Source organism: Pseudomonas fluorescens (genome assembly GCF_018614655.1).
GTDB classification, from domain to species: Bacteria; Pseudomonadota; Gammaproteobacteria; order Pseudomonadales; family Pseudomonadaceae; genus Aquipseudomonas; species Aquipseudomonas fluorescens_BX.
Map to the genome: position 1 here is coordinate 26358 of NZ_JAGGOG010000036.1, position 18655 is coordinate 45012.

General features: G+C 60.4%; 15 protein-coding genes. 5 read left to right on the forward strand and 10 right to left on the reverse strand.

The window, feature by feature from the left end; all coding sequences use genetic code 11:
* Positions 1-3: 3 nt before the first annotated feature.
* The 7 genes from J7E41_RS26915 to J7E41_RS26945 all read right to left on the reverse strand — a co-directional run bounded on the left by J7E41_RS26915 (position 4) and on the right by J7E41_RS26945 (position 9070).
* The gene (locus J7E41_RS26915) at positions 4-1152 is read right to left on the reverse strand and encodes an iron-containing alcohol dehydrogenase (RefSeq protein ID WP_214997276.1); all 1149 of its coding nucleotides are present in this window, start codon (positions 1150-1152) and stop codon (positions 4-6) included.
* 224 nt (positions 1153-1376) lie between these two features.
* Positions 1377-2201, reverse strand: a complete 825-nt coding sequence (locus tag J7E41_RS26920; protein ID WP_214997277.1) for an ABC transporter permease — start codon at positions 2199-2201, stop codon at positions 1377-1379.
* Positions 2202-2214: 13 nt separating this feature from the next.
* Entirely contained in the window at positions 2215-3462 is a 1248-nt protein-coding gene (locus tag J7E41_RS26925) for an ABC transporter permease (RefSeq protein ID WP_214997278.1), read from the reverse strand.
* A 153-nt stretch (positions 3463-3615) separates the two neighbouring features.
* Complete coding sequence (locus J7E41_RS26930) at positions 3616-4656, reverse strand: ABC transporter substrate-binding protein (RefSeq protein ID WP_214997279.1); 1041 nt, start codon at positions 4654-4656, stop codon at positions 3616-3618.
* Between the two features lie 43 nt (positions 4657-4699).
* A complete protein-coding gene (locus J7E41_RS26935) occupies positions 4700-5812 on the reverse strand; it encodes an ABC transporter ATP-binding protein (RefSeq protein ID WP_214997280.1) in 1113 nt (370 codons plus the stop codon).
* Positions 5813-6028: 216 nt separating this feature from the next.
* Positions 6029-6658: a response regulator gene (locus J7E41_RS26940; RefSeq protein WP_214997281.1), complete on the reverse strand. Its 630-nt coding sequence runs from the start codon at positions 6656-6658 to the stop codon at positions 6029-6031.
* Between the two features lie 24 nt (positions 6659-6682).
* On the reverse strand, positions 6683-9070 hold the full coding sequence (locus tag J7E41_RS26945) for a PAS domain-containing sensor histidine kinase (RefSeq protein ID WP_214997282.1): 2388 nt from the start codon (positions 9068-9070) through the stop codon (positions 6683-6685).
* Positions 9071-9147: 77 nt separating this feature from the next.
* Between J7E41_RS26945 and J7E41_RS26950 the strand changes: the two genes are divergently transcribed.
* The gene (locus tag J7E41_RS26950; RefSeq protein WP_214997283.1) at positions 9148-10182 is read left to right on the forward strand and encodes an alpha/beta hydrolase family protein; all 1035 of its coding nucleotides are present in this window, start codon (positions 9148-9150) and stop codon (positions 10180-10182) included.
* Here J7E41_RS26950 and J7E41_RS26955 read toward each other — a convergent pair.
* From J7E41_RS26955 to J7E41_RS26965, 3 genes are read right to left on the reverse strand one after another with little or no spacing between them, the layout of a single operon-like run.
* Entirely contained in the window at positions 10146-10913 is a 768-nt protein-coding gene (locus J7E41_RS26955) for a GTPase-associated protein 1-related protein (protein WP_214997284.1), read from the reverse strand. The two genes, J7E41_RS26950 and J7E41_RS26955, sit on opposite strands and share 37 nt — an antisense overlap.
* Before the next feature lies 1 nt (position 10914).
* On the reverse strand, positions 10915-11589 hold the full coding sequence (gene murU, locus J7E41_RS26960) for an N-acetylmuramate alpha-1-phosphate uridylyltransferase MurU (protein ID WP_214997285.1): 675 nt from the start codon (positions 11587-11589) through the stop codon (positions 10915-10917).
* Positions 11586-12611 carry an aminoglycoside phosphotransferase family protein gene (locus J7E41_RS26965; RefSeq protein WP_214997286.1) on the reverse strand — a complete coding sequence of 342 codons (1026 nt, stop codon included), beginning with the start codon at positions 12609-12611 and terminating at the stop codon, positions 11586-11588. The genes murU and J7E41_RS26965 overlap by 4 nt, the downstream gene beginning before the upstream one ends.
* A 130-nt stretch (positions 12612-12741) precedes the next feature.
* Here J7E41_RS26965 and J7E41_RS26970 point away from each other — a divergent pair, with 130 nt between their 5' ends.
* Genes J7E41_RS26970 through rsmA form a run of 4 tightly spaced genes read left to right on the forward strand, consistent with a single transcriptional unit; the run spans position 12742 to position 18626 of the window.
* A complete protein-coding gene (locus tag J7E41_RS26970; RefSeq protein WP_214997287.1) occupies positions 12742-15516 on the forward strand; it encodes an LPS-assembly protein LptD in 2775 nt (924 codons plus the stop codon).
* Positions 15497-16831 carry a peptidylprolyl isomerase gene (locus tag J7E41_RS26975; protein ID WP_435304145.1) on the forward strand — a complete coding sequence of 445 codons (1335 nt, stop codon included), beginning with the start codon at positions 15497-15499 and terminating at the stop codon, positions 16829-16831. Before J7E41_RS26970 ends, J7E41_RS26975 begins: the two co-directional genes overlap by 20 nt.
* Positions 16828-17817 (forward strand): 4-hydroxythreonine-4-phosphate dehydrogenase PdxA, encoded by a 990-nt coding sequence (gene pdxA / locus J7E41_RS26980; protein WP_214997289.1) that lies wholly within the window; start codon positions 16828-16830, stop codon positions 17815-17817. The genes J7E41_RS26975 and pdxA overlap by 4 nt, the downstream gene beginning before the upstream one ends.
* On the forward strand, positions 17814-18626 hold the full coding sequence (gene rsmA, locus J7E41_RS26985) for a 16S rRNA (adenine(1518)-N(6)/adenine(1519)-N(6))-dimethyltransferase RsmA (protein WP_214997290.1): 813 nt from the start codon (positions 17814-17816) through the stop codon (positions 18624-18626). Before pdxA ends, rsmA begins: the two co-directional genes overlap by 4 nt.
* Positions 18627-18655: the final 29 nt, after the last annotated feature.

Here is an 18655-nt window from a genome sequence, read left to right on the forward strand (position 1 = left end):
TGGTTAGTAGGCGGCCCGGTAAATTTTCTCGATATCCGCGGCGCTGAGCTTGCGCGGATTGTTACGCATCAACCGCTCAATCCCCGCCGCCTCTACCGCCATGGCCGGGATGGCGTCTTCGGGAACATCAAAGCTGCGCAGGCCTGACGGGATTTCCACTGCGGCACACAGTCGCGTCATGGCCTCGACCGCCTGGTCGGCGGCATCGTTCACACTCAACCCAGTGACATTGACGCCCATGGCCTGGGCAATGTCCTGCATGCGCTCGACACACGCCAGCTTGTTCCAGTGCATCACGTAGGGCAGCAGCAAGGCATTGCTGACGCCATGGGCAATGCCGAATCGCCCGCCCAACGGGTACGCCAAGGCATGCACCGCGCCCACGCCCGCATTACCGAACGCCATCCCGGCCATCAGACTGGCGGTGGCCATATCGTCACGGGCTTGCAGGTTGGCGGGATTGGCGTAGGCCTTGGGCAGCGCCTTGGCGATCAGCTTGATCGCACCAATGGCCAGTGAGTCGGTGATCGGCGAGGCATTGAGGGACAGGTAGGACTCGATGGCATGCACCAAGGCATCAACACCACTGGCGGCAGTGACGCTACGCGGACAGGTCAACGTCATCTGCGGGCTGATCAACGCCACGTCGGGCAGCAGATAGTCGCTGACGATGCCTTTTTTCAGTTGCGCGGCCTTGTCCGAAAGGATCGCCACATTGGTCACCTCCGAACCAGTGCCGGCGGTGGTGGGGATGGCGATCAGCGGCGGACCTTTGCGCGGCACCTGATCGACACCGAACAGATCCGCCAGGGCGCCGTGGTAACCGGCGTAAGCCGCAACGCTTTTGGCGATGTCGATGGCGCTGCCACCGCCTACGCCGATGAGCCCGTCATGCCCGCCCTCGCGGTAGACACGCATACAGTCTTCCACGATGGAGATTTCCGGGTCGGGCAGTACACGGTCGAAAATTTCGTAGGGACGATCGCCCAAGTGCTCAAGCGCCAGCGCTACCGTGCCGGACTTGATCAGCGCGGCGTCGGTGACGATCAGCGGGTTGTCGACATCCAGCCGTGTCAATTCAGCGGCCAGTTGCTCGATGGCGCCGGGACCGGTGAGCAATTTGTGGGCGATCTTGAATGAGGAAGTACTCATGTGCGCGGCCTCTTATAACTGTGTGGGGGCTGGCACAAGAGTAGCTGGGGTTTAAAGGTTGTCTTCCATTCATGGGCTGAATAATCAGCGCATCCTGAATGGACACGGTCAAACATGTGGGAGCCGGCTTGCTCGCGAACGTGGTGGATCAGTTAATACATTTGGCGACTGACACACCGCTTTCGCGAGCAAGCCCGCTCCCACATTTGGTCCGGTTCCAACCATCAAACTTGAGCGGTGCGCAGTTTTTCGCTGCGCCCGCGCAGCCACTCCAGGGTCAGCAACAGCACCACCGAGAACGCGATCAATAAGGTCGCGGCCGCCGCAATCGTCGGGCTGAGGTTTTCGCGAATACCGCTGAACATCTGCCGGGGCAAGGTCGCCTGCTCGGGGCCTGCAAGGAACAACGTCACCACTACCTCATCGAACGAGGTGGCGAAAGCAAACAGCGCCCCGCTGATCACCCCCGGCGCGATCAACGGCAAGGTCACTCGCCGAAATGCGGTCAAGGGCGATGCCCCGAGACTGGCCGCCGCCCGCACCAGATTGTGGTTGAAACCTTGCAACGTGGCCGACACGGTGATGATCACAAACGGCACGCCCAACACCGCGTGCACCACGATCAACGAGAAGAAACTGTTACCCAGGCCCAGCGGCGCGAAAAACAGGTAACTGGCCACACCGATAATCACCACCGGCACCACCATCGGCGAAATCACCAGCGCCATCACCAGCGCCTTGCCGGGAAAGTGCCCGCGGGTCAGGCCAATCGCCGCCAGCGTGCCGAAGACCATGGCCAGCACGGTCGCCGCCGGGGCGACGATGATGCTGTTCTTCAGCGCGCGCATCCATTCCGCCGAGGCGAAGAAGTCCTGATACCAGTGCAGCGAAAAGCCTTGCAGCGGATACACCAGAAAACTGCCGGAATTGAACGACAGCGGAATAATCACCAGCACCGGCAGGATCAGGAACAACAGGATCACGCCACAGAGAATCCGCAGGCTGTAGAACCACACCCGCTCAACGGGCGACATGTAAGGACTCAACATCGCAAGGTGCTCCTCAGCTCAGGCGCAGGCGACTGGCGCCCACCAGCCAGTTGTAGATCAGGTACAGCACCACGGTCGCCAGCAGCAACAAGCCGCCCAAGGCCGTGGCCATACCCCAATTGATGCTGGTGTTGGTGTAGAACGCGACGAAGTAGCTGACCATCTGGTCGTTCGGGCTGCCCAGCAGCGCCGGGGTGATGTAGTACCCGATCGCCAGAATGAACACCAACAGACAGCCGGCGCCCACACCGGCGTAAGTTTGCGGGAAGTACACCCGCCAGAAACTGGCGAACGGATGACAGCCCAGGGAAATCGCAGCGCGCATATAAGTGGGCGAGATGCCCTTCATGACGCTGTAGATCGGCAAAATCATGAACGGCAGCAGAATATGCACCATGGAGATGTAGACCCCGAGCCGGTTGAACACCAACTCCACGGGCTTGTCGATCAAGCCCATGCCCACCAGCGCACTGTTGATCAACCCGCCTGACTGCAGCAACACGATCCACGCCGCCACGCGCACCAGTACCGATGTCCAGAATGGCAGCAACACCAGGATCATCAGCAGGTTGCTTTGCCGGGCCGGCAAGTTCGCCAGCAAGTAGGCCAGGGGATAGGCCAGCAGCAGACAGCACACGGTGATCACCAGGCCCATCCAGAAAGTACGGGCGAAGATGTCCAGGTAGATCGCCTGATCCGGTGTTGCAGGCGCCAGTTCGCCGAGGTCGTCGATGCGGTGATCGACAGACGCCAGCAAGTAGTAAGGCGTCAGGGTGCTGGTGTTGCGCCGGATCACTTGCCAATACGCCGGGTCGCCCCAACGTTCATCGAGGTTTTCCAGCGCTTCTTTATAGGAGGCGGGCGTTCCACTGAAGGGTAGTGCCCGCGCGGTTTTGGTCAGCAAGCTGCGATAGCCCGCCAGTTCCATGTTCAAACGCTTGGACAGGTCGCCAAGGGTCGAGTTTTGTCGGGCTTCGCCGAGGTCCTCACTGAGGGCCTGGTATACCGGCTCGCCGGGCAAGCCACGGCCGTCCCAGGCCGTAACCGCAAGCACTGTGCGCGGTAAACCGCCCACGACTTCCGGGTTACCGACGCTTTTGTAGAGCAGCGCGACGATGGGCACCAGGAACACCAGCAGCAAAAACAGCACCAGCGGCGCAATCAAGGCCTGGGCCTTCCAGCGATTGAGCCGCTCGGCACGGGCCAGGCGCTGTTTCAGGGTGGGGCTGGTGACCTCGTTCGAGGGAACGGCGATGGCCATGGCTGACTCCGGAACTTAAAGATGAAACGCCCCCTGTAGGAGCGAGCTTGCTCGCGAAGGTCGTCAACGATAACGCGGCGTACCTGGTTTGACGCGCAGCTCTCAGTATCTTCGCGAGCAAGCTCGCTCCTACAGGGATAACGGATGGCTTTGTTACTTGGCAGCCCAGGAATTGAAGCGTTGCTCCAATTGCTCGCCGTTATCCGCCCAGAAGCTCACATCAATCTGCACCTGGTTCGCGATATTTTCCGGAGTGGTCGGCATGTCCTTGAGCACATCCTTGGCCAGCAGCGGCACGGCTTGGATATTGGCCGGGCCGTAGGCGATGTTTTCCGAATAGATCTTCTGTTGCTGCGGTGCGACCGAGAAGGCGATGAACTTCTTCGCCGCTTCAGCACGATCCTTGGCCAGGCCTTTTGGAATGGCCCAGGCATCAAAGTCGTAGATGCCGCCATTCCACACCACTTTCAGGTTGCTCTCTTTCTGCACGGCGGCGATCCGGCCGTTGTAGGCCGAGCTCATGACCACATCCCCAGAGGCCAGGTATTGCGGCGGTTGGGCGCCCGCCTCCCACCATTGGATGCTGGGCTTGAGTTCATCGAGTTTCTTGAAGGCACGGTCCTGGCCATCCTTGCTGGCCAACACTTTGTAAACATCCTTGGGCGCCACACCGTCGGCCATCAGGGCGAATTCAAGGGTGTATTTGGCGCCTTTGCGCAGGCCACGCTTGCCGGGAAATTTCTTCGTATCCCAGAAATCTGCCCAGCCGCCTGGTGGCGATTTCAGTTTGTCGGCGTTGTAAGCCAGTACGGTGGACCAGACGAAGAAGCCCACGCCGCAAGGCTGAATGGCGCCTTTCACGTAGTCTTCGGCCTTGCCGAACAATTTAGGGTCCAGCGGCTCGAACATGTCCTCGTCACAGCCACGGGACAGCTCCGGCGACTCCACTTCCACCAAGTCCCAGGACACACTCTTGGTGTCGACCATGGCTTTGACCTTGGCCATCTCGCCGTTGTATTCACCTGCGATGATCTTGCCGTTGCCCGCGCTTTCCCACGGGGCGTAGAAGGCCTTGACCTGCGCTGCCTTGTTCGCGCCACCAAAAGACACCACCGTCAGGTCCGGGCCTGCCATGGCCTGTGTCGCGCCCATCAAGCCGATGGCCAGGGCGGAATATTTAAGGGATCTCAACATTGTTGTTCTCTCCACGTGCAGGGTTGGTGAAGCAAGGGGGCGATCAATTCGCCTCTAGAAGTGGGTCGAGTGCGCGAACGTGCTCGACTTGCCAGCCAATCGGTACCACGTCGCCGACCGTCAACGCCGGATCCAGCTCGGCGATCGGTTGTTTCACGAAAAAATCGGACTTGCCGCAGACTTCCAGGCGCACCCGCACGTGGTCGCCCAGGTAGATAAACTCCGCCACCCGTCCGGAGAAGCGGTTGACGCAGCTTTCGCTGGAGCCGTTAAGGCTGACGCGCTCGGGGCGTACCGACAGGGTCACCGGCCCACCCACCTGGCCAACATTCACCGCCAGCGCCTCGACCTTCTCGCCTCGCGCCAGCTCCACCACACAACGCTCGCCGGTGTGGCTGTGCAGGCGGCCGTTGAGGCGGTTGTTCTCACCGATGAAGTTGGCGACAAAGGTGTTTTTTGGCTCTTCGTACAAGGTGCGCGGAGAGGCGATCTGCTGGATTTCGCCTTGGTGAAACACCGCCACCCGATCAGACATGGTCAGCGCTTCGCCCTGGTCGTGAGTCACGTAGACCACCGTCACGCCAAGGCGCTGGTGCAGGTGCTTGATCTCCATCTGCATGTGTTCACGCAGCTGTTTATCGAGGGCGCCTAGGGGTTCGTCCATCAACACCAGTTGCGGCTCGAACACCAATGCCCGGGCCAGGGCCACCCGCTGCTGCTGCCCGCCGGAGAGTTGCGCCGGGTAGCGCTGGGCAAAGGCGTCGAGCTGAACCATGCTCAGCACCCGCTTGACCCGTTCACTGATGTCGGTCTTGCTCAAACCGCGTACCGACAGCGGAAACCCCAGGTTTTCCGAGACTGTCATGTGGGGGAACAAGGCGTAGTTCTGGAACACCATGCCGATGTCACGCTTGTGGGGCGGCACGTTATTGATGGAGCGGCCGGCCAATTGGATTTCACCGGCGGTCGGCGTCTCGAAGCCGGCGAGCATCATCAGGCTGGTGGTCTTGCCCGATCCGGATGGCCCGAGCAGGGTGAGAAACTCGCCCTTGCGAATCTCCAGGTTGAGGTCTTTGACGATCAGGTTCTCGCCGTCGTAGCTCTTCTGCACGCCACGAAAGCTGACCAGCACATCATTTGAATCCACCTCGCTCATACCCACACCTTTTGGTTTTTGGACTGCCGTGGAACAAGCGTAGTCCTGCCGACAGCCCGCGCAAATCGGGGGCCGGGAGAGATTGGCATCAGCACAATGGAAGGTTCAGGGTAGGGATTGCCCTACACGGATGGCGGGGATAGAACAACGCTGCGATCAGCAGCACGCTACAACAGGCATAGCGGTAGTTTTGCCAGGTCGCAAACAGATACGAAGCTACAAAAGCTTGTGCTCCATCGCGTATTTCACCAGCTCGGCCAGGCAGGTGATATTGAGCTTCTGCATCAACCGCGCCTTGTGGGTACTGATGGTCTTGTTACTTAGGGCCAGTTGCTGGGCGATGTCGTTAACGTTGGCGCCCTGGGCCAGACGCTCGAACACCGAGAACTCTCGCTCCGATAACAGAGAGTGCAACGGCCGCGCATCGGTGAGGCCGACTTCGAAGACCATGCGGTCCGCCAAGTCCGGGTCGATATAACGCCCGCCCGCCGCCACTTTGCGAATCGCCGTCAGCAGCAGTGCCGGGTCGCTGTCCTTGGTGGCATAACCGGCTGCGCCGACCTTCAAGGCACGGGCGGCCATTTGTGCTTCGTCGTGCATCGACAGCACCAGGATCGCCGGTGGATTGTTCAACGCGCGGATGCGCGGGATGGCTTCCAGGCCGTTGACGCCGGGCATGGAGATATCCAGCAGCACCACCTCACACGGCACCTGGCGCAGGGTTTCCAGCAACTGCTCGCCATTGCTCGCCTCGCCGACCACCAGCAGGTCCTTGGCCAGGCCGATCAATTGCTTGATGCCTTCACGAACGATGGTGTGGTCTTCAGCTACCAGTACGCGGATCACGGGGGTTTCCTCTTCTTGTGGTTATCAATCCAGCGGCACCGTCACGCTCAGGGTGGTGCCCTCTCCCAACTCGCTGTCCAGGCTCAACTGCCCGCCCATGATCAGCACCCGCTCGCGCATGCCCACCAGGCCAAACGACACGGGACGTTCTTGTGCCTGCACAAACCCGGTGCCGTCATCGCTGATGGTCAGTCGCAGGTGCGGGCCCTCTACCGCCAGGGTCAATTCGACAGTATGCGCCTGGGCATGGCGCATCACATTGGTCAGCGCCTCCTGCAGGATCCGGAACAGGCCGATGGCCTTGGCATCGCTGAGGGCCGGCAGGTTGTCCGGGACCTGCACCAGACAGGGAATCTGTGTGCGCGCCTCAAAGCGCCGCGCCTGCCACTCAATGGCCGAGGCAATCCCGGCGTCGAGAATTGGCGGGCGCAAGGCGGTGGCCACGTCGCGCACCAGTTGGAACAGTTGGGCAATCAGGCGCTTCATGCTGTTCAACCGTTCATGCAAGCCTGGGTCCAGCTGTGCGTAAGCCAGCTCGCACATAGAGGTTTCCAGTTTGAGCACCGTGAGCATCTGCCCCAGTTCGTCGTGTACTTCCCGGGCGATGCGCGCTTTCTCTTCTTCGCGCACAGTCTCCAGGTGGGCCGACAACTCGCGCAATTGTGCGCGGGAAGCGTCCAGCTCCAGCTCGATGCGCTTGCTGTCGGTGATGTCCCAGACAATCCCGTCCCATACCACCACGCCCTCTTCCAGGCGCCGGGTAACCGCCTTGATTTCGGCCCAACGTTGCTCGCCCTGGCGCGTAAGGATCCGGCCTTGCCACGACCAGTTGCTTTCGGTGTCGATGGCCTGATCCTGCGTGCGGTGATAGCTGGCCCGGTCGTCCGGATGCACCAGGCTGCGAATCCCCACATCCCGCTGGCTGAGCACCGCCGGGGCATATCCCACCAAGCGTTGGCTGCCCTCGCTGATATAGGCAAAGTCGAGTTCGTCGCTCAGCGGCAAGCGCTCCAGGCGGAACACCAACCCCGGCACGTTGGCGGCAATCCCCTGCAACCGCGCTTCACTTTCCTGCAAGGCGGCCAAGGCCAGGCGTCGCTCGGTGACGTCATTGAGGTAAACCACCAGGTATTCGCCGTCGGCAAAACGCAGAAAACTCAGGGACACGTCTGCGGGCAACACGCTGCCGTCCGCACGCACGCAGCGGGTAGCGAAGCTTTGCGGGCCGTCCTCGCTGGCTCGGGCACGTTTCCACAGGTTCAGCCAGCGGTCCATGGTCAAGGTCGGATCGAAGGCGATCAGCGGGCGCTCGATCAGCGCTCCGGCGGCATACCCCAGCATGGCCTCGGCGGCATGATTGGCGTAGCGCACGTGGCTGTCCCAATTGACCCAGAGGATGCCGACAGTGCTTTGATCGATGGAAAACTGCGTCAGCCGCAGCGCTTCCGCACCCGCGGCTCGGGCGGCGCTTTCTTCACGAGCTGCCAGCAAGCCCTGCTCCAGCCCACGCAATTGACGTCGCTGCCAAAACACCACGGCAAGGCTGGCCAGCAGTAGCAAACCCAAAAGCAGGCTCAGGTTCTGCCAGAAACCAGGAGACGCCAAGCGCTGTGGATATTTGGGTTGCAGCCAGCGCGCATGCAACTGGTCCAGGTCCCGGGCCGGAATCGCCCGCAAGGCGCTTTCCACGATGCTGGCCAAGGGCGGCCAGTCACGCCGAGTGGCCACTCGCAGTAACTGCGGCAGGCCGATATCACCGACCACTGCCAGCCCGGAGAACTCGGCTTCGCCTGACAAACGACTCAACTGCGCCTCGTCGATAACCGCATACCGAGCCTGCTGGCTCACCAGCAATTGCAGGGCCTGGCGCTCCAGGGGCACGCCTTGCAGGTTCAGGTTGGGGTAGGTGTTACGCAAGTAATCAGCCACGGTACCGGGCATACGCACGGCCACCCGGGATTGCTCGTTTAGTTTTTCCAGGTCCACCGTGCCGCCACCATCGGGGATACCGACGATGTGCTGCGGCACTCGCATGTAAGGGTCGGAGTACAGCCACAGGCGCAATCCGGCGGGGGTTTGCACCAGGCCGGGCGCAAGGTCGATTTCGCCGTCACGCACGGCGGCGTCCAGTTGCTCCTGATTGGGAAAGTTGCGCCAGGTCAGCTCAATGTTCAGCGCCTTGGCCAGCCATTGCATCAACTCGACATTGGCCCCGGACAAACGCTGCAAACGCCGATCGTATTGCGCATAGGGCGCCTGCAATACCAGCCCGACCCGCAAATCCGGGTGTTCGACGAGCCATTCGCGCTGCTCGCCGTTGAGCTGCACCTGGGGCACAACGGCCGCAGGTGCGGCGTCCGCCATCAAGGGAATACACAAACAGCCGATAACCAGCAGATAGCGAAAACCCATGATCCACGTCTCACGTCACTGACAAATACTGACCAACCCATTAGGCTGCCGGAATCACTTCTGGCCGGAAATAGACAATGCCCCTTCTCCACCGCTCGGCACTGCCAGCATTGTGCCTGTCGCTGCTGTTTACCAGTGCCTTTTCCGTGCAGGCCGCCGATACCGCGCCTGCCGCCCAGCCACCCGCCGAAACAAAACCGGCCGAGCGCCAGCCTTTGCTCGAGCGCAGCCAGGAAGAAGCCAGCGCCCTGGAGCGGCAAATCCCACCACAGGAACAGCAACAACTGCAGGCTGGCAGCGACACGTTCCTCGCCCTATGGAAGCCGGCCAACAGCGCCGAACCCGAAGGTGTGGTGATTATTGTCCCAGGCGCCGGGGAAAATGCTGACTGGCCTCAAGCAATCGGACCTTTACGACAAAAGTTGCCGGACGCCAATTGGGGCACGCTCAGTGTGTCGCTGCCTGACCTGAGCCTGGACACCTTGCCGCCCCGCGTTATCGACGCGCCGAAAGCGGCGGTGGACACCAGCAGCAAAGACGCCAGCACCGTCGCCAAACCCGTAGAGCAGGCAGCCAGTGCCGAAGCAGAAGGCACCGACCCTGCGGTGGTACCCGGTGATGATGAGCGAGACAAGACCGACGCCACGCGAATTTTTGCGCGCATCGATGCCGCCCTGGCATTCGCCCAGACCCAAAATGCCCGTAGCGTTGTGCTACTCGGCCACGGCACAGGCGCTTGGTGGGCGGCGAGGTACCTGAGTGAAAAGCAACCTGCTCAAGTACAGAAACTCGTGATGGTCGCGGCGCAGACGCCTGCAGGTCGTCACCCGGACCTGCAACAATTGGCACCGACGCTGAAACTGGCGACGGCAGACGTTTTCTATCAGGACACCGCCCAAGCACGCAAAACTGCCATGGTACGTGCCCAGGCCGCCAAACGCCTGAAGAATGACAAGTACAAACAGATTTCACTGAAAGCCTTGCCCGGCAACAGTGCCGCCGGGCAAGAACAATTGTATCGACGGATTCGCGGCTGGTTGAGCCTACAGAACGTCGGGACGTTGATCGCTGAGCGTCAGCGAAAATCCCGACGTTCGCGAATCAACGCATAGGCGTTATGCAACTCCCGCGTCATTTCAGTCGCCTCGCGCACTTGGATGAGGCTGGCGCCACTGCCGGCAATCTTGTCCGGGTGATGGCGACTGAGCAGCCGCCGGTAGGCCCGCTTGATCACCGTCGGCTCGCTGGTGGCCGTTACCCCGAGGATCCGCAGCGCTTCCTGATAGGCACCGCCGCGGTTGGCCAGTGGTTTGCGCGCGGGCTCGTAATCAGCCGCCAGCGCCTGGATCTGCTGCGTTGTCCACCCCAGCCATTTGCCCCACTGCTCAATCAACTCCCGCTCAGCCGTGCTCGCCTTGCCATCGGCCCAGACCATCCGCCAACAGGCGCGCAACACACCTTCCGACGCATGAGGCTGCGCCCTGAGTACGCGCAAATAGCTGCGTACCCGGTCCGAACCCGACTTGCCTCGGTTGAAGGCCGCAATCGCCCGCCGCTGGGCCGACGCGGTCATGTCCAGTGAGCGCATCTCCTGACGCGCCTGCTGGATATGCCCTTCCACCACCTGGCCGTTGCTTTTGGCCAGACGGCCCAGCAAGACAAACAGCAATTCGTCATTACGCAGCGCCGGCCGACCGCCCAGGCGCTCGCGCACCTGCGCCCAACTCTGCAATTGCAAACGCCGATCCAGCGCCTGCCCCAACAGCGCGCCCAACATGGCCCCCGGAATGCTGGCAATGGCAAAGCCCGCTCCGGCTCCCATCAGAGTCCCTGGCCACAACATCTTACTGCCCCGCTGTCAGCAGGTTTTCGACTTGCGCCAGGCGCTCCAGCGTGCCGACATCAATCCAGCGTCCGTGCATGTGTTCCCCCGTCACCAACCCTTTGGCCATTGCCGTACGTAACAACGGCGCCAGCTTGAAGGCACCAGCGCTGCAACCCGCGAACAGCTTCGGGTCCAGCACTGAAATGCCACTGAACGTCAGGTTATCGGCACCGGGGGCGGCATCATGAAGTGCTCCGTCCTGAATGTAGAAGTCGCCGCCTGAAGGGTGATGAGGCGGATTATCGACCATCACCAAATGTGCCAGGCCGCTCAGCGGTTGCTTGAGGCTGGCGAAGTCGTAGTCGGTCCAGATATCGCCATTGACCACCAGGAACGGTTCGTCCCCCAACAATGGCAACGCCTGGAAAATCCCGCCGCCGGTTTCCAGCGGCTCACCTTCAGCCGAGTACTGGATGCGTACGCCGTACTGCGAGCCGTCCCCCAGATAGCCCTCAATCTGCTGGCCGAGCCAGGCATGGTTGATGACGATCTCGGTAAAGCTAGCCTTGGCCAGCGCCTCCAGGTGATACTCGATCAGGCGTTTGCCGCCCGCCTGGATCAGCGGCTTTGGCGTATGCAAGGTCAGCGGACGCATCCGCTCACCTTTGCCGGCGGCCAGGATCATGGCCTTCATACGACCGCCTCGGCTGGCTGGCGCAGACTTGCCAGCAACTCGCCCAGTGCGGCCAACTCCGGACGATCAGCCAGCACCGCGTCTATATAGGCAAAGAAGCGCGGCACATCGGCGAGGTAGCGTGGCTTGCCATCGCGATGGCAGATGCGAGAGAAAATGCCGATCACCTTGAGGTGACGCTGCACACCCATCAGATCACTGGCCCGCAGGAAATTCTCGAAATCTGCCTGAACCGGGATGCCCAGTTGGCCAGCACGCTCCCAATAACCGCGCTGCCATTCCCGCACACGGGCCTGGGGCCAACTGAGGAAGGCGTCCTTGAACAGGCAGGTGATGTCGTAGGTCACCGGGCCGTAGACCGCATCCTGGAAGTCCAGCACACCTGGGTTCGGCGCGCTGATCATCAGGTTGCGCGGCATGTAGTCGCGGTGCACCAGCACCTTGGGCTGGGCCAGGGCGCTGTCGATCAACAACTCGCTGATATGCTGCCAAAGCGCCACTTGCTGGGCATCAAACTCAATACCCAAGTGCCGGCGTACGTACCATTCGGGAAACAATTCCAGCTCGCGGCGCAACAACGCCACGTCATAGCTGGGCAATGCGGCATCCATCGGCAGTTGTTGGAACGCCAGCAACGCGTCGATGGCATCGCCAAACAATTGATCGGCATTTTCGCCATCAATCACGTCCAGATAGGTTTTTTTTCCCAGGTCATTGAGCAAAAGAAAGCCTCGCGGCAGATCTTCGGCATAAATTTGTGGAACATTTATTCCTGATTTCGCCAATAAATGAGCGATATCGACGAAAGGTTTGCAGTTTTCCTGGGGGGGAGGAGCGTCCATAACGACAAAACTGCGACCCTCGCCTTCCCAGCGGAAGTAACGCCTGAAACTCGCGTCGCTGCTGGCCGCGGTCAACGTAGCCGGGGGTACGGCGCCCCAGCCCTGGGCGTTAAAAAGGATAGGTAGCTGCTCATCAAGCCAGACTTTCAGGTGTTGCAAGCGTAGATCTTGGTGGGGCATTACAAGGGTCTCCGACGGCGCTAGCCGTCAAGCGGGTCATGCTTTATTATCACGCATCTTTTTCAGACCATCGAGAGGCGTGCGGCCCACACCGCGGGCAGATGGCACGCAGGAAGCCCGGACTAATAAGATGGCATTGAAATCCCCCGCGTTTCGTAGAAAATTTCCGTTGCTGGTAACCGGCAGTCTGCTGGCCCTGCAACCCTTCGCCACTTCATTCGTGGTCGCCGCGGAACAGTATGACTGCTCAGTCTCTGCTTCGGGTGCCTGGGATTGCGCGCCGAAAACCGCCGCTGCCCCATTGCCACCGCGTCCGGTGCATGACGGCAGCGCTATCAGCTCGGCCAACGGCACGCCGCAAGGCGAGGTTGCTGCTGCCGATGCCGTGCCGCAAAACAAGCTGGTCACCGAAGCCAAGGGCCGTGGCCTGCGTTCGCGCAGCGCCGACTACAGCCACCTGGACTGGGTCCCTCGCGACAAGCTCACCGCCGCGCAGTTGGCCGAAACCGGCCCTTATTGCTCCGGCGCGTATATCGAGCCGATTCGTCCTGGCATGAACGACAAGACGAACAAGAGCGATGCGCCGACCTTCATCGGCGCCAAGGCTTCTCGCTACGAGCAGGAACAACAGATCGCTTCCCTGGCCGGTGACGTAGTCATGCGCCAGGGCAGCATGCAGGTTGAAGCCGATGAGGCCAACCTGTACCAGGCCGAGAACCGCGGCGAGCTGAACGGCAACGTCCGCCTGCGCGACAACGGCGCGCTGCTGGTAGGCGATCACGCCGAAGTCCAACTGGACACCGGTGCAGCCAAGGTCGACAACGCCGAATACGTGATGCACAAGTCGCGCATTCGCGGTAACGCGCTGTACGCCAAGCGCGCCGAGAACGCGATCATCCGTCTCAAGGACGGTACGTACACCACCTGTGAGCCGAACAGCAACGCCTGGCAGCTCAAGGGCAACAACATCACGTTGAACCCGGCCACCGGCTTCGGTACGGCCACCAACGTGACGTTGCGGGTCAAGGACATTCCGATCCTTTACACGCCGTATATCTACTTCCCGATCGACGATCGTCGTCAGTCCGGCTTCCTGCCGCCGAGCTTCGCCTCGGGTGGCGAGTCGGGCTTTACGCTGACCACACCGTACTACTTCAACCTGGCGCCGAACTACGACGCCACGTTGTACCCGCAATACATGACCAAGCGCGGCATGTTGATGGAAGGCGAATTCCGCTACCTCACCAAGTCCAGCGAAGGTCAGTTCGGTGGGGCGTACCTCAACGATGACAGCGATGAGCGCAGCAAGCAGACCGACTTCGAAAAAACCCGGTACATGCTCAACTGGCAGCATAAGGGTGGGTTGGATTCGCGTGTACTGACCGAAGTCGACTACACCGATATCAGTGACCCGTATTACTTCCAGGACCTGAAAAGCAACCAGATTGGTGTTGAGTCCCAGGACTATATCAACCAGCAAGGTGCTGTCAGCTATCGCGGAGATAGCTACACAGCGCGGTTGAACGTGCAAGCCACCGAACTGGCGACGGTTTCACAGATCACCCCGTATAACAAGTTGCCGCAAATCACCTTTAACGGTGCGCTGCCTTATCATCCGGGCGGGCTGAACTTCGCTTACGAGACGGAAGCGGTACGGTTTGACCGGGATCTGGAAACCGGAAACTTTACGGACAAGGACGGACTCACAAGTCCCCGCCTTGATACGTACGTCACCGGACTTACCCGTGCCAACGGTACTCGCCTGAATGCTGCACCAAGCGTCGAGCTTCCGCTTAACTGGTCCTATGGGTTCATCACACCGAAACTCAAGTACGTTTACACCAAGTACGATCTCGACCTCGACAGTATTGGTAAAAACACTCTTGCGGCAGGTGATAAATTCAAGAGCTCGCAAGACCGTGCCGTTCCTATTGCCAGCGTCGATAGTGGCCTTTTCTTCGACCGCAACACCCAATGGTTCGGCGACAACTACCGTCAAACCCTGGAACCGCGTCTGTTCTATCTCTATGTTCCAGAGAAAGATCAATCTGACATTCCAGTGTTCGACACCAGCGAAAGCACCTTCAGTTATTCCTCGTTGTTCCGTGACAACCGCTTTACCGGTGGCGACCGTATTGGCGACGAGAACAAGCTGTCCTTGGGCGTAACCAGCCGCTGGATTCAAGACAACGGCTTCGAGCGCCAACGTGTCAGCGTCGGACAAGCCTTGTATTTCAAGGACCGTGAAGTTCAACTGCCTGGTATCTTGGCCGCTGACCGCGCGGATGCGCAGTCGAATGTCTCGCCAATCGCTCTGGACTACGAGTTCCGCTTCAACCGCGACTGGCGCGCCACAGCCGACTACAACTGGGACACCGACAGCCGCAGCCCACGCTCCGGCAGTGCGATGTTCCACTATCAGCCGGAAGACGACAAAAACAAGGTTATCAACGTTGGTTATCGCTATCGTAACGACCAGGTGGTCTACAACCAACTGACAGGTAAATGGCAGTTCGGTGGCGATTACAGTGTTCCATCGGATACAGCGAACTACGTGAAGGATTACTACAAAATCCAGCAACACGACTTCTCGATGATGTGGCCAATCGTTCCACAGTGGAACCTGATCACCCGCTGGCAGTATGACTATGCCCGCAACCGTACCTTGGAAGCCTTCGGTGGTTTCGAGTACGACAACTGCTGCTGGAAACTGCGCGTGATCAACCGTTATTGGGTTTCCAACGACGAATACACCCAGATCGCCCCGCTGAACGAAAAAGGCGACCACGGGCTCTTCCTCCAAATTGTTCTGAAGGGACTCGGCGGCCTGACTGGCGCCAAGGTAGAGAGCTTCCTCGACAAAGGCATCCAAGGTTATCGTGAACGTGAAGACCAAGCTTTCTGATTGTCTGCGCCCGCTAGTACTGGGCGCGCTGTTCCTGGGTACCGTATCGGCGCACGCTGCGGTTCAAGAGCTGGATAAGGTTGTGGCTATCGTCGATAACGACGTGATCATGCAGAGCCAACTGGACCAACGGGTCAAGGAAGTTCAGCAAACCATCGCCAAGCGTGGCGGTGGTGTACCGCCTACCAGCGTCCTGGATCAGCAAGTTCTGGAGCGTCTGATCGTCGAAAACCTGCAACTGCAGATCGGCGACCGTTCCGGCATCCGTATCTCTGACGAAGAGTTGAACCAGGCCGTCGGCACCATCGCTCAACGCAACAACATGAGCATTGATCAATTCCGTGCGGCCCTGGCTCATGACGGTCTGTCGTTTGAAGACGCCCGTGACCAGATCCGTCGCGAAATGATCATCAGCCGTGTGCGCCAGCGCCGTGTTGCCGAGCGGGTTCAGGTGTCCGAACAGGAAGTGAAGAACTTCCTGGCCTCGGACCTGGGCAAGATGCAGCTTTCCGAAGAACTGCACCTGGCCAACATCCTGATCCCGACGCCGGACAGCGCCAATGCTGACCAGCTCAATGCAGCGGCTGCGAAAACCCAGGCAGTCTATGATCGCCTCAAGGCCGGCGCTGACTTTGCCCAGATGGCGATTGCCCAATCCGGCAGCGACAACGCCCTCGAAGGCGGTGACATGGGCTGGCGTAAAGCCGCTCAATTGCCACCACCGTTCGACCGTGAGTTGAGCACCATGGAAGTCGGCGGTATCACTCAGCCAGCTCGTACTCCAGGTGGTTTCATCATCCTCAAGTTGCTGGGCAAGCGCGGCGGCGAGACGTCGATGAAGGACGAAGTCCATGTTCGTCACATCCTGGTCAAACCAAGCGAAATTCGTACCGAAGCGCAAACCAAGGAACTGGCTCAGAAGATCTATGACCGCATCGAAAGCGGTGAAGACTTCGCCATCCTGGCCAAAAGCTTCTCGGAAGACCCAGGTTCTGCCCTCAATGGCGGCGACCTGAACTGGATCGACCCAAAAGCCTTGGTGCCCGAGTTCCAGCAAGTGATGGCCGATACCCCGCAAGGCGTACTGTCCAAGCCGTTCAAGACCCAATACGGCTGGCATGTCCTGGAAGTCCTTGGCCGCCGCGCCACCGACAACACCAGCCAGGCCCGCGAGCAACAAGCGCTGACCGTACTGCGTAACCGCAAATACGACGAAGAGCTGCAAACCTGGCTGCGTCAGATCCGTGACGAAGCCTACGTTGAAAACAAGCTGCCTGGCGCCGAGCAAACAGGCACCGACCAGGCAGCTCAGTGAAACCCCAGCGTTTCGCGTTGACACCCGGCGAGCCGGCCGGCATTGGTCCTGACCTGTGCCTGCTGCTCGCCTCGCAACCTCAGCCACACCCCCTGATTGCCATTACCAACCGCGACCTGCTCCTTGAGCGGGCCGCGCAGTTGGGTGTGGCTGTCAACTTGCTGCCGGTGACACCCGGCCACTGGCCAGATCTTCCCGCCCCAGCCAACAGCCTGTATGTGTGGGACACCCCGCTCCAGGCCAAGGTCGTGGCCGGGCAACTAAACAAGGCCAATGCGGCCTTTGTCCTGGAAACTCTGACCCGCGCCGGCCTTGGCTGTATCGACGGCGATTTCGCCGGGATGATTACCGCGCCAGTACACAAGGGCGTGATCAACGAATCGGGTATCGCCTTTTCCGGCCATACCGAGTTCCTCGCCGAGCTGACCCACACCGAACAAGTCGTGATGATGCTGGCAACCCGCGGCTTGCGCGTGGCCCTGGTGACCACTCACCTGCCCCTGCGCGAGATTGCCGACGCAATCACCCCCGAGCGCCTGGAGCGTGTAACACGCATCCTGCACGCCGACCTGCAACAGAAATTCGGCATCGCCCAACCGCGCATCCTGGTGTGTGGCCTCAACCCACACGCCGGCGAAGGCGGCCATTTGGGCCATGAAGAAATCGACATCATCGAACCGACACTAGAGCGTTTGCGCCAAGAAGGTATGGACCTGCGTGGCCCACTGCCTGCCGACACTCTGTTTACCCCCAAATATCTGGAGCACTGCGACGCAGTGCTGGCGATGTACCATGACCAAGGGCTGCCCGTGCTGAAATACAAAGGCTTCGGCGCCGCAGTCAACGTGACACTGGGCCTGCCGATCATCCGCACTTCCGTCGACCATGGCACCGCCCTGGACCTGGCTGGCAGCGGCAAGATCGATACCGGCAGCCTGCACGTGGCCCTGGAAACCGCCTATCAGATGGCCGAGACCCGTATATGACCGAGCATTACCAACACCGGGCGCGCAAGCGCTTCGGGCAAAACTTCCTGCACGACGCTGGCGTGATCGACCGTATCCTGCGCTCCATCCATGCCAAGCCCGAAGACCGTCTGCTGGAAATCGGCCCGGGCCAGGGCGCACTGACCCAAGGCCTGCTCAACAGCGGCGGGCAACTGGACGTGGTTGAACTGGACAAGGACCTGATCCCGATCCTCAACCAACAGTTCGCCGGCATGCCCAACTTCAACCTGCATCAAGGCGATGCGTTGAAGTTCGACTTCACCAGCCTGAACGCCGCACCCAACAGCCTGCGAGTGGTCGGCAACCTGCCGTACAACATCTCCACACCGCTGATTTTCCACCTGCTGAATAACGCCAGCATCATCCGCGACATGCACTTCATGCTGCAAAAGGAAGTGGTCGAGCGTCTGGCGGCCGGCCCTGGCGGTGGTGACTGGGGTCGCCTGTCGATCATGGTTCAGTACCATTGCCGGGTTGAGCATCTGTTCAACGTCGGACCTGGCGCGTTCAACCCGCCGCCGAAGGTCGATTCAGCCATCGTGCGTCTGGTGCCTCATGCCGTCCTGCCGCACCCGGCCAAGGATCACAAGCTGCTGGAACGCGTGGTACGTGAAGCGTTCAACCAGCGTCGCAAGACCCTGCGCAACACCCTCAAGGCCCTGCTCAGCAACGCTGAGATCGAAGCCGCCGGCGTCGATGGCAGCTTGCGTCCCGAGCAGTTGGACCTGGCGGCGTTCGTGCGCCTCGCTGATCAGCTCGCCATTCAGCCTGCACCTGTCGCCCAATAAACCGGAGCCGGGCACAGCCAGACACCATG